This window comes from Mesorhizobium sp. M0587, assembly GCF_040320945.1.
GTDB lineage: Bacteria > Pseudomonadota > Alphaproteobacteria > Rhizobiales > Rhizobiaceae > Mesorhizobium.
In genome coordinates this window covers 17,508-32,507 of the sequence record NZ_JAMYQP010000009.1, presented here as the reverse complement: position 1 = coordinate 32,507, position 15,000 = coordinate 17,508, and the positions used below count along the sequence as shown (strand labels likewise).

Sequence of the window (15,000 nt, the reverse complement as noted above, 5' to 3'; positions counted from 1 at the left end):
ATGGCGAACTTGAGCGGAGCCCTGATCGGTTGCGGCTTCTTCGCCGTCAACCAGATGCATGCCTGGCGCGACATCGAGGGCGCCTCGATCGTCGCCATCTGCGACCGCGACCCGGAACGGCTGCGGATCGTCGGCGACCAGTTCGGCGTGGCACGGCGCTACACCGATGCGGCGGCGCTGTTTACCGGGGAGAAACTCGACTTCGTCGACATCGCCACCACGGTCGGCAGCCATCGGCCGCTGGTCGAGATGGCGGCCGCGCACGGCATTCCGGTGATCTGCCAGAAGCCGTTCGCGCCGACACTGGCCGATGCCAAATTGATGGTCGAGGCCTGCGCCAAGGCCGGCGTGCCGCTGATGGTGCATGAGAATTTTCGCTGGCAGTCGCCGATCCAGGCGGTGCGGGCCGCGCTCGACAGCGGCGAGATCGGCACGCCCTTCTTCGGGCGCATCTCCTTCCGCTCGGCCTATGACGTATTTTCCGGCCAGCCCTATCTGGCGACGGGAAAACGCTTCATCATCGAGGATCTCGGCATCCACATCCTCGACATCGCTCGGTTTTTGCTGGGCGATGTGACGAGCCTCACCGCCCGCACGGCGCGCATCAATCCGGCCATCGCCGGCGAGGATGTGGCGACGATGCTGATGGACCACGAGAGCGGCGCCATTTCCATCGTCGATTGCAGCTATGCGACCAGGCTTGCCGTGGAGCCGTTCCCCGAGACGCTGATCGAGATCGACGGCAGCGACGGCACGATCCGGCTGGCGCAGGGATACCGGCTCACCGTCGTGGGCAAGAGCGGAACCAAGGTCAGCGACATCTCGCCGCCGTTGCTGCCCTGGGCCTCGCGCCCCTGGCACAACATCCAGGAAAGCGTCGTCGCGATCCAGAAGCACTGGGTCGATTGCCTGGCAAAAAGGATCGAGCCAGAGACTTCCGGCGCCGACAACCTCAAGACGCTCGCGCTGGTCGAGGCGGCCTATGCCGGTGCCGCGAGCGGCGCGCCTGTCCGGCTCGATGCCTTGCTGAGATGACCACCGACGCCTTCGCGCTCTACGGCACGCGCGCGGCCGAAGCCGCGCCGGTCCGGTTGCGCGCGGGCGCGATGAGCGCTGATCTTGTCAACGGCAATCTGCGGACCATCCGCCATGACGGCACGGAGGTGCTGCGGGCCATCGCCTATATCGTGCGCGACCGCGACTGGGGCACCTACGAGCCCGCGCTGACCGACCTTGTCATCGACCAAGGCGCCGACGCGTTCTCGGTCACCTATTCGGCGAAGTGCATCGGGCCAGGCGGAAGCCGCCTCGGCTTCCGTGCCACGATCCAGGGCTCCGCCGACGGCAAGCTGGTCTTCAATGTCGACGCCCTGCCCGAAAGCGATTTCGAGACCAACCGCTGCGGCTTCTGCATCCTGCATCCGGTCGCGGGTCTCGCCGGCAGCCCGGTGACGGTCGAGCATACCGACGGCAACATGGCGGACACCAGGCTGCCCTTGCAGATCGATCCCTGGCAGCCCTTCAAGAATATGCGCGCCATCACGCATGGGGTGCGACCCGGCGTCAGCGCCGAATGCCGGATGGAAGGCGATACGTTCGAGATGGAGGACCAGCGCAACTGGTCGGATGCCTCCTACAAGACCTATGTGCGACCTCTCGCATTGCCGTGGCCCTATGTGCTGCCGGCCGGCGAGCCGATGCGGCAGACGGTCAGCCTTACGATCACAGGCGACGCCAAGCCTTCGGCTGTCGCGGCAACCGGCGAAGCTGTGCGCATCGAACTCGGCGAAACCGGACCAAGACTGCCCGATATCGGCGTGGTGATCTATCCCGGGGATGTGGCGGCAGCGCTCGCGAGCCTGCCGACATTGGCGAGGCTCGGCCCGCAGCAGTTCCTGTTCCACTTCGATCCGACGCGCGGCCATGGCCTCGAGGTGTTGCGGACCTACGCACTGCTCGCCGCCGGCTACCCCGCCGCGACGACGCTCGAATGCGTGGTCGCCTGCACCGGCAACCTCGAGGCCGAGCTTGCCGGTGTCGCCGATATGGTGCGCCGCGCAGGCCTGCGGCTCGATGCGATTGCCGTGTCGCCTTCAGTCGACCGGCAATCGACGCCACCGGGCAGCGCCTGGCCGGCATGCCCACCGCTCGAGGATGTCTATGCCGCCGCCCGCCGCGCCTTTCCCGATATCCGGCTCGGCGGCGGCATGTTCAGCTATTTCACCGAGCTCAACCGCAAGCGCGTTCCCGCAGACCAGCTCGATTTCATTACGCACTGCACCTGCCCGATCGTGCATGCCGCGGACGATCTCAGCGTGATGCAGTCGCTGGAGGCATTGCCCTTCATCACCCAGTCGGCGCGGACGATCTTCGGGGCAAAACCCTACCGCATCGGGCCTTCGACGATTGCCATGCGCCAGAACCCCTATGGCGGCGCGACCAAGGACAATCCGGACGACCAGCGCGTCGCCATGGCCAACCGTGATCCGCGCCATGCCGGCCTGTTCGCCGCGGCATGGACGATCGGCTATGCCGCGCGCGTCGCGCCGGCCGGGCTGGAGATGCTGACGCTTTCCAGCTTCACCGGCCCATTCGGGGTGCTCGCGGCAGCGGACGAACCCGTCGCCGAAGGATCACCGCGACCGGTCTTCCAGGCCATCAGGGCGCTTTGCGAACTGGCTGGGCTCGCCCAGGTGTCCGCCAAGACGAGCGACGAAACGCGGATAGCGGCGCTGGCCGGCCGTTGCGCCTCCGGCGAAACTGTTGTGTGGCTGGCAAACCTGACGGCGGACGACGTTTCGGTCGACGCCTCTGAATTCGGCCACGGCCATCTGGTCCTGTCGCCCTACGCCATCACCCGGATCGCTTAGGGGGATCTTACTTCTCGGAGTTCATCACATAGAGCGCGCGCGAGCGTTCCAGGTGCTTGATCATCGCCTTTTCGGCGCCGTCGGCATCCCCGTGCTCGATGCGGTCGATGATCTCCTCATGCTCGGTCAGCGTGAACTTTTCCTTGCCGGTCCAGATCAGCATCTCGGTGTGGTATTCCTTCAGCCAGCCGAGCATCGCCTCGCTGACGGCGACATAGATCGGATTGCCCGATATCGACGCGATCTGAGTGTGAAACTTCATGTCGGCGGAAATGAAGGCTTCGGAATCGCCGCGTGCGGCGCGTTGCTCCGCAACGGTCGCCTTGAGCCGCTGCACATCCTCGGCGCCTGCCTTTTCGGCGGCTTCCTTGACCATGCCGCGCTCGAAGAAGATACGCGCGCTCTTCAGGTGCTCGAGCGTATCCTTCGACGACGACAGGATGATCTTGGCCGCGCCGTCGACCTGCTTGATGATCGACTTGGCGGTCAGCTGCAGAACCTTGGCGCGCTCGCCATGCGAAATGGCGACGAGGCCCATATTGCTCAGCGCCTGCATGGCCTCGCGGATCGCCGGCCGGCCCACCTCGAAGCGCTCCATCAATTCGCGTTCCGACGGCATGTCGTCGCCCGGCTGCAACTCGCCGCTGGTGATCAGCCGCTTCAGCCTGACAAAGACTTCATCGGAAAGCTTGCGCCGGACGATCGGCTCCGAACGGTTCATCGCCGCGAATCACTCCCTGGTCCGGTTTCTGTGTAGCATTCCCGGCAGGATTACCGGAATGCCTGCCCTTACCCGATCCGTCCTGCCGAAAGCGGGATATTTGCTTGCAATACTTATGTACTCATTATACCAGATTTCGAGCGTGACGAAACTTTTTTCGGATCAGTTCCCAACCGGCCGGCCACGATGATCACTCTCACCTATCGCATCGAAACATCAGGCAGCATCGAGGCGCTGGCGACCAAGATCGCCAGCGACCAGTCGACCGGCACCTTCGTTGCGCTGCCCGGCGAGACCGAGGAACTGAAGGCGCGCGTGGCGGCGCGGGTGCTGGCGATCCGGCATCTGCCCGATGCCGAGCAGCCGTCCATTCCCGAGGCTGGCGGCGGGCCCTTCAAGCGCGCCGACGTCGACATCGCGTTTCCGTTCGATGCGATCGGCACCGACCTCTCGGCGCTGATGACCATCGCCATCGGGGGGACCTATTCGATCAAGGGCCTGTCGGGCATCCGGGTCGTCGACATGAAGCTGCCGGAAGAATTCAGGGGCGCGCATCCGGGCCCGCAGTTCGGCGTCGCCGGCAGCCGCAGGCTGACCGGCGTCGAGGGCCGTCCGATCATCGGCACCATCGTCAAGCCGGCGCTGGGGCTGAGGCCGCATGAGACGGCCGAAATGGTCGGCGAGCTGGTCGAGGCCGGCGTCGATTTCATCAAGGACGACGAGAAGCTGATGAGCCCGGCCTATTCGCCGCTGGCGGAACGGGTGAAGGCGGTTATGCCGCTCATTCTCGACCATGAGCAGAAGACCGGCAAGAAGGTGATGTACGCGTTCGGCATCTCGCATGCAGACCCCGACGAGATGATGCGCAACCACGATCTGGTGATCGAAGCCGGCGGCAATTGCGCGGTGGTCAACATCAACTCCATCGGCTTCGGCGGCATGGCTTACCTTAGAAAGCGCTCCGGCCTGGTGCTGCACGCCCACCGCAATGGCTGGGACATTCTTACCCGCCATCCCGGCCTCGGCATGGATTTCAAGGTCTGGCAGCAATTCTGGCGCCTGCTCGGCGTCGACCAGTTCCAGATCAACGGCATCGCCTCGAAATACTGGGAGCCGGACAATTCCTTCATACGCTCCTTCGAGGCGGTGACGACGCCGATCTTCTCGCCCGACGATTGCGCCCTGCCGGTCGCCGGCTCCGGCCAGTGGGGTGGCCAGGCGCCCGAGACCTATGAACGCACCGGACGCACGGTCGATCTTCTCTATCTCTGCGGCGGCGGCATCGTCAGCCATCCGGATGGCCCCGGCGCCGGCGTGCGCGCCGTCCAGCAGGCCTGGCAAGCCGCCGTCGACGGCATTCCGCTGGCGGATTATGCCCGCGGCCACCCCGAACTGGCGCGGTCGATCGAGAAGTTCGGCGACGGCAAGGCGGCATGAGCGAAGCCGTGCAAAACCTGCTGCTCAGCTACTATGGCGACGATCTCACCGGCTCGACCGACGTCATGGAGGCGCTCGAACTCGGCGGCGTGCCGACCGTGCTGTTCATGCGCCGGCCCAACCAGCACTTGCTGGAGCGATTTTCGCATTGCCGCGCCATCGGACTGGCGGGCACGAGCCGAAGCGAAACCCCGCAATGGATGGACGAAAATCTGGCGCCGGCATTCGAATGGCTGAGAGGACTGGGAGCCGCGGTCTGCCACTACAAGATCTGCTCGACGTTCGATTCCAGCTCGGCGATCGGCAATATCGGCCGCGCGATCGAGATCGGCAGGCGCGTCTTCGACCAGAAGAGCGTGCCGGTGGTCGTCGGGGCACCGCAGCTCAAACGCTATACCGCCTTCGGAAACCTGTTTGCGGCGTTTGGCGGCGCATATTTCCGCATCGACCGGCATCCCGTCATGAGCAGGCACCCAGTGACGCCGATGACCGAGGCCGACCTGCTCGTCCATCTGTCGCGCCAGACCGACCTCGAATCCGGCCTCATCGATCTGGCGGCGCTGCAACAGCACGATCTGCCGCAACGGGTCGATCAGGTCCTGCAAAACCGGGCGATCGTCCTGTTTGACGTGGAAAGCCGGCAAACGCAGACGCTCGTCGGCGAACAGATCTGGCGCGTCCACGACCAGGGTCATGGTTTCATCGTCGGATCGTCGGGCGTCGAATATGCCTTGCTCGCCGAATGGGCAGGCAAAGGCATCGCCTCGGCGCACGCAGCATTCACGCCGCCCGGCCCGGTCGACCGGCTCGCCGTGGTTTCCGGCAGCGTATCCCCGACCACCGAGAAGCAGATCCGCTTTGCTCTCGCCCACGGCTTCACTGGCATCCAGATGGATGCCATGCAGCTTGTCTCCGAGGGCGCCGGCGAGGCGATCGAGCGCGCCGTCGCGAGCGGCCTGGCGAGCCTGGCGGCGGGGCGTAGCGTCATCCTTTACACGGCCCTCGGCCCCGAGGCCGACCGCAGTGCGGAGATCGATCATGTCGAAGGAGCGCGAAACAGGCTTGGCCGGGCGTTGGGGACCATCCTGCGCCGGCTGGTCGTCCAACAGAAACTCAAGCGTGCGGTGATCGCCGGCGGCGACACTTCCAGCCACGCGCTAGGACAATTGTCGATCGACGCCCTGACCGTGCGCATGCCGTTGCCGCAATCACCTGGCTCGCCGCTCTGCCTCGCGCATGGCGGTGGCGCGATCGATGGGCTCGAAATAGCGCTGAAGGGCGGCCAGGTCGGCACCGACGCGTATTTCGAGACGATCCGGTTGGGAAGCTAGGATCTCGACGCCTAGACCACAGCCATTATCACGTGAGCCTGAATCTTGGCGGCAACCTCGCCGCTGCCATGCCTGTCTGCGATCGCGGATGCGGCGTAATCGGTTGCAGCTTGCAGTTTTCCCGGGTCCCTGGCCTCGATTTCGGTGCGAAGGACTGTTCCCTGGCAATAGGCAACGGCCGGAATGCGCGCCGAGGAGGCACGGCTTTGTTCGGCTCTCGTCTCGATCACCACGCGCGAGAAACCGGCGTTCTCCAGCTCGCTGCGGATCACTGCCGTATCGTGGTAGCCATGCGGCGTGCGTGCCAGAAAACGCGGCGGATCACTCGGAAAAATCCTTGCGAGCGCATTCGTCACATCATCTGCAAATACATTCTCCTCGATGCGATCCCACACGTTGAACAAGAAATGTCCTCCGGGCTTCAGGACTCGCCTGGCTTCGCGGTAGCCGGATGAGCGGTCCGGAAAGAACATCGCGCCGAACTGGCAACAAACGAGATCGAAAGCCGCATTTTCAAACGGCAGCGCCAAGGCGTCCGCCTGGCGCCATTTGATGCGGCTGTCGGGCGCTTGTCTTGAAGCGGCGTAGTCGAGCATCGGCTGGTTGAGGTCGGTTACGACATAGCTTGCGCCGGGGGACAGTTTCGGCGCCAATGCGCGAGTGACAACCCCGGTGCCCGCGGCGGTTTCCAAAACAGCGCTTGGCGACAGGGACGCTGCTCGTCGTGCGAGATCGGCGGCGAACGGCTCGAAAATCAACGGCACCATATAGCGGTCGTAGTTTTCCGGAATCGAGCCAGAGAACAGCTTATCCGTTGCCAACATTGCCATCACCCGCCGTCCGTTCGGTGGCTCGCGAGACCAGCATACGCAAGCGATTGTGTCCCTCTGCATGGCAAACCGCAAGCCCGCGACTTGGTCGGCAGCTTGCGGTGCATCGCCTTCACACAGCTTGCGTCGGTCAAGGCATGCTTGCCGCGCCCTAATACAGCGGCTTGCTCATATGCCTGGGCGTTGGCCATTGCGTGGTGACGCCGGGCTGCACCGGCCGCTCGAGATAGGTCGACAGAACGACATAGCTTCGCGTCGAGGTGACGCCCGGCGTCTCGTAAAGACGCGACAGCAGCCCTTCGAGTGCCCTTGTATCCTCGGTGCGGACCTTGAGCAGCATGCAGGTGTCGCCGGCGACCGAGTGGATCTCCTCGACCTCCGGATATTGCGAAACCGCCATCAGTTCGGGGGTCTTGCCCCAGCCCTTGGTGTCGATATGCACGAAGGCGAGCAGCGGCTTCTTCACCGCCTTTGGATCGATGATCGCCGCGGTGCTGCGAATGGCGCCGCTGCGGCGAAGACGCTTGACGCGCTCATGGGCAGCGGGCGGCGAAAGGCCGACGCGGTCACCGAGTTCGGCATAGCTGATCGTCGCGTCGTCGACGAGAACGCCTAATATTTTTCGGTCGGTCGCATCGATATCGCGGGGCGCTGGCCTGTTCGGCGGAACACCATCTGTTTCTTCATCCATATCGAGATTCCCGATTGCTACGGAATTCAATACGGCCATTATGGCTATATGTCGAACAGCGATCAAGCCACAGCCTTGTCAGGCAACGTCAGGCCGCCCATCCCGGCGCTCGCCTATCTGCTGACCGGATGCATCGCCGTGATCGGCTCGAACTCGCTGGTTCTGGGTCCGATAGCGCCGGCTGTCGCGTCGTCGTTCGGGACAAGCGTGCCGGTCGTCATGATCGCGTCGGCCGTGTTCGGCCTCGGCACCTCGGCAAGCGCCCTGTTCCTGGCGCGCTACATCGACCGGGTCGGCGCGCGCCGGATGCTCCAGGGCGCATTGTTGTTGCTGGCGATAGCGCTTGTCGCCAGCGCGGCGGCACCGACGGTGGCGACGTTGGTGGCCGCTCAATTGCTCGCCGGCATTGCCGCCGGGATCGCCATGCCGGCGATCTATGCGAGTTCGGCGGCGATCGCGCCGCCTGGCCGCGAAAGCGGCACGATCGGCGTCGTGCTGACCGGCTGGACGTTGAGCATGGTCGCCGGCGTCTCGCTGTCGGCCGTGCTTGCCGATCTCGTGCATTGGCGCGCCGTTTTCGCGGCCGTCGCGCTGCTCGCAACGCTCGCATTGGCCGGATTGACGCTGACGTCGCTGAGCGACATCAGGAAGAGCGGCCCGGCACCGACGCCGCTGGGCGCTCTCGGCATTCCGGGCATCGTGCCGCTTCTCATCGCCTGCGCCGCTTTCATGACCGCCTTCTATGGTGTCTACGGCTATCTCGGCGATCACCTTCACAGCGTATTGGGCAGGCCTGTGAGTGCCAATGGATGGGCCGCGCTCGCCTACGGCATCGGTTTCGGCACTGCCGCTCTCCTCGACGGCGTGATCGACCGGCTGGGTGCGAGACGCGTCATGCCGTTCGCCTATCTCCTTGTCGCCGTCGTCTACGTCGCCATCGCCATGGCGAGCGACAGCTTCGGCCTGACCATAGCCATGGTCGCGGTGTGGGGACTTGCCAATCACTTCGGACTGAACGTGCTGGTGATGCGCCTGTCGGCGCTCGATCCGGGCCGGCGCGGCACGATCATGGGCCTGAACAGCGCGGTGACCTATCTGGCGGTCTTTGTCGGCACCACTGGCTTCGGGCCGCTCTATTCCAGCTTCGGCTTTACGACATGCGCGTTGGTCGCGGCCTTGCTCATGCTGGTTGCCGCCGCGGCGGCGGCGTGGCGCACGGGCCAATCAAACAGGACGTGATGATCCACCGGCTTGTCGCCCGGTTGACAGCCACGCCCTGCCCTTCCATACAAAGCCCGTTAATGTTCTCAGGGCGGGGTGAAAGTCCCCACCGGCGGTAAGGGTTTTGGCCCAAGCCCGCGAGCGCTTTTCGACACAATCGGAGAGGTCAGCAGATCCGGTGTGATTCCGGGGCCGACGGTATAGTCCGGATGGAAGAGAACGAAACGGAAGGCGGACCGCCTCGGCGGGCCGGATTTCGTATCGTGCGTCCTGATTCTGGTTCGAAACGGAAGGATGGACCCATGAATCAGCATTCCCACAAAGACTATGAAACGACCCGCATCGCCGTCATCCGCGCGCGCTGGCACGCCGACATCGTCGACCAGTGCGTGCAAGCCTTCGAGGCGGAACTTTCCGCACTCGGGGACAAGCGCTTCGTCGTCGAAATCTTCGACGTGCCCGGCGCCTACGAGATCCCGCTGCACGCCAAGACATTGGCCGAGACCGGCCGCCATGCCGCGATCCTCGGCACGGCGTTCGTCGTCAATGGCGGCATCTACCGGCACGAGTTCGTCGCCGGCGCCGTCATCGACGGGATGATGAACGTGCAGCTGGCGACCGGCGTGCCGGTGCTTTCGGCGGTGCTTACGCCGCACAATTACCACGACAGCGCCGAGCACCACCGCTTCTTCTTCGAGCACTTCCAGGTGAAGGGCAAGGAAGCGGCCAATGCCTGCGTGGAGATTCTCGCGGCACGCGAGCGCATCGCCGCCTGAAACAGCCGATGGCGGGGTGGAAATCCCGGTAACAGCCTGTAGTATCTCAGGAAATGCCGAGTTCGGGAGGATGCCGGTGCAGACCAAGAAGATCATCAATGACGGCAATCGCGCCGTCGACGAGATGCTTGAAGGGATCCTCGCCGCGCATCCTCGCCATCTCAGGAGCGCGGACGCCAGCCCGCGCTCGATCATCGCCCGCGACGGGCCGCGGCCCGGTAAGGTCGGGCTGGTCATCGGCGGCGGCTCGGGCCATGAGCCGACCTTTCTCGGCTTCGTCGGCAAGGGACTGGCGGATGCGGCGGCAATCGGCAACGTCTTTGCCTCGCCGCCGCCGGATCCGATCCTTGAATGCGCCAAGGCGGCGAGCGGCGGTGCCGGCGTGCTGTTCATGTACGGCAACTATGCCGGCGACGTGATGAATTTCGACATGGCGGCCGAGATGGCCGCAATGGACGACATCGAAGTGCGCACCGTGCTCACCACCGATGACGTCGCCTCGGCGGCGCGCGACCAGCGGCACAAGCGCCGCGGCGTCGCCGGCAATATCTTCATCTTCAAGGCGGCGGGCGCGGCTTGCGACCGCATGCTTTCCTTCGACGAGGTCGAGCGCATCGCGCGCAAGGCCAACGACCACACTTTCACCATGGGCGTGGCGTTGTCGCCCTGTTCGCTGCCGCAGACCCGGCGGCCGAATTTCGAGATCGGCGCCGACGAGATGGAGATCGGCATGGGCATTCATGGCGAGCCCGGCATCGCGCGCGGCAAGCTCAGGACCGCCGACGAAATCACGGACGAGATGCTGGACAAGATTTTCGCCGAGTTGACGCCGAAGCGCGGCGACAAGGTCGCGGTGCTGGTCAATTCGCTCGGCTCGACACCGTTGATGGAACTCTACATCATGAACCGGCGGATCAAGCAGCGGCTCGACGACATCGGCGTCTCCATCCACGCGACCTGGGTCGGCAATTACTGCACCTCGCTCGAAATGGCCGGCGCCTCGGTGACGCTGGAACATCTCGACGGCGAGCTGCTGACGATGCTCGACCATCCTTGCGACTGCGCCATGTTCCGCGCCGGCTGAGAGAACTTTTCATGACCGCTATCGGCACGACCGACCTGAAAAGAATGTTCGATGCGATCGCGGTGTCGATCGAGGCCGACAGGGACCGGCTCTGCCAGCTCGACGGCGTCATCGGCGACGCCGACCACGGCATTGCCATGGCGCTCGGTTTCGGCGCCGTGCGCGACGCGCTGGCATCGCTCGACGCTGCGACGGCCGAGCCGACGGTGCTGCTCAACACGGCGGCGAAATCGTTCCTGAACGCCGTCGGCGCATCCTGCGGCCCGCTCTATGCGACGGCATTCATGCGCGCCGCTTCCGCCGTCAAGGGCAAGGCAAATCTGGAGGACGCCGACCTCATCGCCCTGCTCCAGGCGATGGCGCAAGGCATCAAGGATCGCGGCAAGGCGGAAGTTGGCGAAAAGACGATGGTCGATGCCTGGCAACCGGCGGCGGAAGCCGCCGCCGCCGCACACGCCGCAGGCGAGAGCTTGCCGGAAAGCCTCGCCGCCGCGCTTGCCGCTGCCGAGCGCGGCGCGGAAGCGACCAAGGACATGGTCGCCGCCAAGGGCCGCTCCTCGCGGCTTGGCGAACGCTCGCTCGGGCACATGGACCCGGGTGCGGCGTCGGCCGTGACGGTCATCGCCGCGATGCGGAACAGCCTGGCTTAAATCCGCTTCGCCGCATCGAGCCTGTCGATCGCCTGGACGTTGCCGGCGGACGGACCTTTCTCGTCGAACTCCGACGCCAGCCAGGTGTCGACGATCGCCTTGGCCAGTTCCGGGCCGATGACGCGGGCACCCATGGTGATGATCTGCGCGTTGTTGGATTTCGCCGCGCGCTCGGCCGAATAGGTGTCGTGGGTGAGTGCCGCGCGGATGCCCGGCACCTTGTTGGCCGAGATCGAGACGCCGATGCCGGTGCCGCAGAACAGGATGCCGCGTTCATTCTCGCCGTCGACGATCGTCTGGGCGAGCTTCTGCGACAGGTCGGCATAGTAGCCGGCCTGGCTGAGATCGCTGACGGTCAGGCCGGGCTTCGTCGCCAGGTGAGCGGCGATGACATCGAGCAGCGGCTTGCCGGCGCTATCGGCTCCGATGGCTATCTTCATGGTCGGTGTCCTTCCTTGACTGGATGCGTTTTGGGTTGGTTCAGATCGCCGCCGAGGCGCGGCTCAGGATGTCGATATAGCCCTCCGCCTGCCAGGCGGAGCGGCCGATGAAAAGGCCGTCGACATTGGGCTGGCCGATCAGCTCGGCGGCATTGCCGGGATTGACGCTGCCGCCATAGAGCACCGGCGGCACGGACGGCAGCAGGCCGCCGGCCACCTTCTTGATCAGCGCCTGCTGCCTATCGGCGTAGTCGGAGCTGGCCGGAATGCCCTTGTCGCCGATCGCCCAGACCGGCTCATAGGCGAACAGGATTTTTGCCGCCTTCGCCTCGCCTTCGAGGAATTGCAGCGCACCCTCGACCTGGCCGGTCAACACGGCATCGGCCCGCCCGCTTTCGCGCTCCGCCAACGTCTCGCCGACGCAGATGAGCGGCACCAGGCCGTGCTTTGCCGCCGCGGCGGTCTTGAGGCCGACCGTGCGGTCGGTCTCGCCAAAATGTTCGCGCCGCTCGCTATGGCCGAGTTCGACCAGGTCGAGCCCGCAGTCGCTCAGCATCAACGGCGAGATCTCGCCGGTCCAGGCGCCAGCGTCGGCCCAATGCATGTTCTGGGCGCCGACCTTGATGCCCGTCGACGACAGCGCCTGCTTGATCTCGCGTACCGCCGTGAAAGGCGGAATGACGAAAGGCTGGATGCGGTCGTCGAAACCGGGAACGAACCCGGCCAACGCCTCGGCGAAATCCAGCGCCTCGGCCAGCGTCTTGTTCATCTTCCAGCTTGTACCGACCCAGTAAACCACGCCTACGCTCCTTGATGCTCAATCCTTGTTGGCGACCACCGTCAGCGAAACGCCGGCGGCATCCAGCACCTCGCGCATTCCAGGCTCCGGCTCGCGGCCGGTGAAGACCGTATCGAACGCCTTCAGATCGGTCAGGAAATGCAGTGCCGTGCGGCCGAACTTGCCGTGATCGACCAACAGATATCTGCGGCTCGCCGCCGCCATCATCAGCCGCTTGGTCTGCACCACCTCCTGGTCCTGATGGAAGGCGGACGCGCCGTGAATGGCCGAAGACGACAGGAAGGCGACGTCGGCGCGCAGCGATCTGAGCGAAGCCTCGGCGAGCAGGCCGAAAAAGCCGTGGAATTTCTTGCTGTATTGACCGCCGAGCGCGATCAAATTGATGCCGCCGGTGCCGGCCAGGTCCTGGATGACGGCCTGATTGTTGGAGATCACCGTCAGCGGCCGCAGATCGGCGAGATGCCTGGCGATGCCGCCCGCCGTCGAGCCGTCGTCGATGATCACCGTCTGGCCGGGTTCGATCATCGCCGCCGCCGCCGCTGCCAGGCGCTGCTTCTCCTCCGTCGCCTGCTTCTGCCGATAGCGGAAATCGCTTTCGAAGAGACCGCTCGGCTGGATCGAGGCGCCGCCGCGCACCTTGCGCAGAAAACCGCTTTCCTCGAGCTCGTCGAGATCGCGGTGCACGGTCATCTTGGAGACGCCAAAGCGCAAGGCGAGATCGTCGACGCTCGCCGCGCCGGCGTCCACCAGAAAATCCATGATGCCTTGCCGCCTGTTATCGCTCTTCATAGAAGCCGATCGTCACCGATGAGCCGCAGCTCTTTGATCGAGACCCGAGACATAACAGATATCGTCGCAAAAATATCAGGAATTTTGTGATAATGAGATATTTTCCTGGGATATTCCTGTCGCTTTCATGGTCGCGCTGTAACAAGAATTGCTAACCGTCGCGCCGTCCGGCAGTTGCGGTTGCCCGGAAATCCGGCCAGAAGCAATGTGGGCTGGACGATGCGCGGACAGCCCGCAACCACAGGCTCGAAACCAGATACGGGAGACTATTCGTTGGCTCGCATCACACTGAGACAATTGCTCGATCACGCGGCCGAATACGGCTATGGCGTGCCGGCCTTCAACATGAACAACATGGAACAAGGCCTCGCCATCATGGAGGCGGCGGAGGAGACCAAATCACCTGTCATCCTGCAGGCGAGCCGCGGCGCGCGCGCCTATGCCAATGACGTGGTGCTGGCCAAGTTGATCGACGCGCTGGTCGAGATCCATCCCGACATCCCGGTCTGCATGCATCTCGATCACGGTAACAACGAAGCCACCTGCGTCACCGCGATCCAGTATGGCTTCACCTCGGTGATGATGGACGGTTCGCTGAAGGAGGACGGCAAGACGCCGGCCGAGTATTCCTACAATTCGGGCATCACCAAGCGCGTCGTCGACATGGCGCATTGGGGCGGCGTTTCGGTGGAGGGTGAAATCGGCGTGCTGGGGTCGCTTGAAAGCGGCGGCGGCGAGCAGGAAGACGGCCACGGCGTCGAAGGCGCGATCAGCCACGACCAGCTTTTGACCGATCCGGTCCAGGCCGAACAGTTCGTGCGCGACACCCATGTCGACGCGCTGGCGGTGGCGATGGGCACCAGCCACGGCGCCTACAAATTCTCGCGCAAACCGGACGGCGCGGTGCTGGCGATGAACGTCATCGAGGAGATCCATCGCCGCCTGCCGAACATGCATCTGGTCATGCATGGCTCGTCCTCGGTGCCGGAGGACCTGCAGGAGATCATCAACAAATATGGCGGCCAGATGAAGCCAACCTGGGGCGTGCCGGTGGAAGAGATCCAGCGCGGCATCAAGCACGGCGTACGCAAGATCAACATCGACACCGACAATCGCATGGCGCTGACCGGCGCGATCCGCAAGGTGCTGACCGAGAACCCGAGCGAATTCGACCCGCGCAAATATCTGACGCCGGCGATGGCGGCGATGAGGAAGCTGTGCAAGGAGCGCTTCGAGCAATTCGGCACCGCCGGCAACGCGCCGAAGATCAAGCCGTTGCCGGTCTCGGAAATGGCCAAGCGCTACAAGTCGGGCAGCCTCGACCCGAAATTCGGCTGAGCCGGCGGCGGTCTCCGTTCAAT

At 64.5% G+C, this 15,000-nt stretch carries 15 protein-coding genes and 1 riboswitch; of the genes, 9 read left to right on the top strand and 6 right to left on the bottom strand.

Features of this window, described 5'->3' with window-relative positions; all coding sequences use genetic code 11:
* Window positions 1–1,035, top strand: a complete 1,035-nt coding sequence (locus NKI49_RS10800) for a Gfo/Idh/MocA family protein (protein WP_352598822.1) — start codon at window positions 1–3, stop codon at window positions 1,033–1,035.
* Entirely contained in the window at window positions 1,032–2,870 is a 1,839-nt protein-coding gene (gene apnL, locus NKI49_RS10795; RefSeq protein ID WP_352598824.1) for a D-apionate lactonase, read from the top strand. Before NKI49_RS10800 ends, apnL begins: the two co-directional genes overlap by 4 nt.
* 7 nt (window positions 2,871–2,877) lie before the next feature.
* Here apnL and NKI49_RS10790 read toward each other — a convergent pair whose 3' ends face one another.
* Window positions 2,878–3,591 (bottom strand): transcriptional regulator NanR, encoded by a 714-nt coding sequence (locus tag NKI49_RS10790; RefSeq protein WP_352598826.1) that lies wholly within the window; start codon window positions 3,589–3,591, stop codon window positions 2,878–2,880.
* 186 nt (window positions 3,592–3,777) lie between these two features.
* Here NKI49_RS10790 and oiaX point away from each other — a divergent pair, with 186 nt between their 5' ends.
* Both oiaX and NKI49_RS10780 read left to right on the top strand, forming a co-directional pair.
* A complete protein-coding gene (oiaX, locus tag NKI49_RS10785) occupies window positions 3,778–5,028 on the top strand; it encodes a 3-oxo-isoapionate-4-phosphate decarboxylase OiaX (RefSeq protein WP_352598828.1) in 1,251 nt (416 codons plus the stop codon).
* A gap of 8 nt (window positions 5,029–5,036) precedes the next feature.
* Window positions 5,037–6,359 (top strand): four-carbon acid sugar kinase family protein, encoded by a 1,323-nt coding sequence (locus tag NKI49_RS10780; protein WP_352598939.1) that lies wholly within the window; start codon window positions 5,037–5,039, stop codon window positions 6,357–6,359.
* Between the two features lie 11 nt (window positions 6,360–6,370).
* Here the strand turns inward: NKI49_RS10780 and NKI49_RS10775 are convergent, their stop codons facing one another.
* Both NKI49_RS10775 and NKI49_RS10770 read right to left on the bottom strand, forming a co-directional pair.
* Window positions 6,371–7,183 (bottom strand): class I SAM-dependent methyltransferase, encoded by an 813-nt coding sequence (locus NKI49_RS10775; RefSeq protein WP_352598941.1) that lies wholly within the window; start codon window positions 7,181–7,183, stop codon window positions 6,371–6,373.
* 157 nt (window positions 7,184–7,340) lie between these two features.
* Entirely contained in the window at window positions 7,341–7,880 is a 540-nt protein-coding gene (locus tag NKI49_RS10770; protein ID WP_352598830.1) for an Lrp/AsnC family transcriptional regulator, read from the bottom strand.
* Between the two features lie 48 nt (window positions 7,881–7,928).
* On the opposite strand from NKI49_RS10770, the gene NKI49_RS10765 reads away from it, so the two are divergent.
* The 4 genes from NKI49_RS10765 (at window position 7,929) to dhaL (ending at window position 11,611) form a co-directional block, all read left to right on the top strand.
* Complete coding sequence (locus NKI49_RS10765) at window positions 7,929–9,119, top strand: MFS transporter (protein ID WP_352598832.1); 1,191 nt, start codon at window positions 7,929–7,931, stop codon at window positions 9,117–9,119.
* Between the two features lie 60 nt (window positions 9,120–9,179).
* Window positions 9,180–9,326, top strand: a riboswitch (FMN riboswitch).
* A gap of 77 nt (window positions 9,327–9,403) precedes the next feature.
* A complete protein-coding gene (locus tag NKI49_RS10760; RefSeq protein WP_352598834.1) occupies window positions 9,404–9,877 on the top strand; it encodes a 6,7-dimethyl-8-ribityllumazine synthase in 474 nt (157 codons plus the stop codon).
* 76 nt (window positions 9,878–9,953) lie between these two features.
* Window positions 9,954–10,961 (top strand): dihydroxyacetone kinase subunit DhaK, encoded by a 1,008-nt coding sequence (locus NKI49_RS10755; RefSeq protein WP_352598836.1) that lies wholly within the window; start codon window positions 9,954–9,956, stop codon window positions 10,959–10,961.
* Between the two features lie 11 nt (window positions 10,962–10,972).
* Window positions 10,973–11,611 carry a dihydroxyacetone kinase subunit DhaL gene (gene dhaL, locus NKI49_RS10750; protein WP_352598839.1) on the top strand — a complete coding sequence of 213 codons (639 nt, stop codon included), beginning with the start codon at window positions 10,973–10,975 and terminating at the stop codon, window positions 11,609–11,611.
* On the opposite strand, the gene derI is transcribed toward dhaL, so the two are convergent.
* Genes derI through NKI49_RS10735 form a run of 3 tightly spaced genes read right to left on the bottom strand, consistent with a single transcriptional unit; the run spans window position 11,608 to window position 13,639 of the window.
* Complete coding sequence (gene derI / locus NKI49_RS10745) at window positions 11,608–12,051, bottom strand: D-erythrulose-4-phosphate isomerase (RefSeq protein ID WP_352598841.1); 444 nt, start codon at window positions 12,049–12,051, stop codon at window positions 11,608–11,610. The genes dhaL and derI overlap by 4 nt on opposite strands.
* 40 nt (window positions 12,052–12,091) lie before the next feature.
* A complete protein-coding gene (locus tag NKI49_RS10740; protein ID WP_352598843.1) occupies window positions 12,092–12,850 on the bottom strand; it encodes a triose-phosphate isomerase in 759 nt (252 codons plus the stop codon).
* Window positions 12,851–12,868: 18 nt separating this feature from the next.
* A complete protein-coding gene (locus NKI49_RS10735) occupies window positions 12,869–13,639 on the bottom strand; it encodes a DeoR/GlpR family DNA-binding transcription regulator (protein WP_352598845.1) in 771 nt (256 codons plus the stop codon).
* A gap of 273 nt (window positions 13,640–13,912) precedes the next feature.
* Here NKI49_RS10735 and fba point away from each other — a divergent pair, with 273 nt between their 5' ends.
* Window positions 13,913–14,977 carry a class II fructose-bisphosphate aldolase gene (gene fba, locus NKI49_RS10730; protein WP_352598847.1) on the top strand — a complete coding sequence of 355 codons (1,065 nt, stop codon included), beginning with the start codon at window positions 13,913–13,915 and terminating at the stop codon, window positions 14,975–14,977.
* Window positions 14,978–15,000 lie beyond the last annotated feature (23 nt).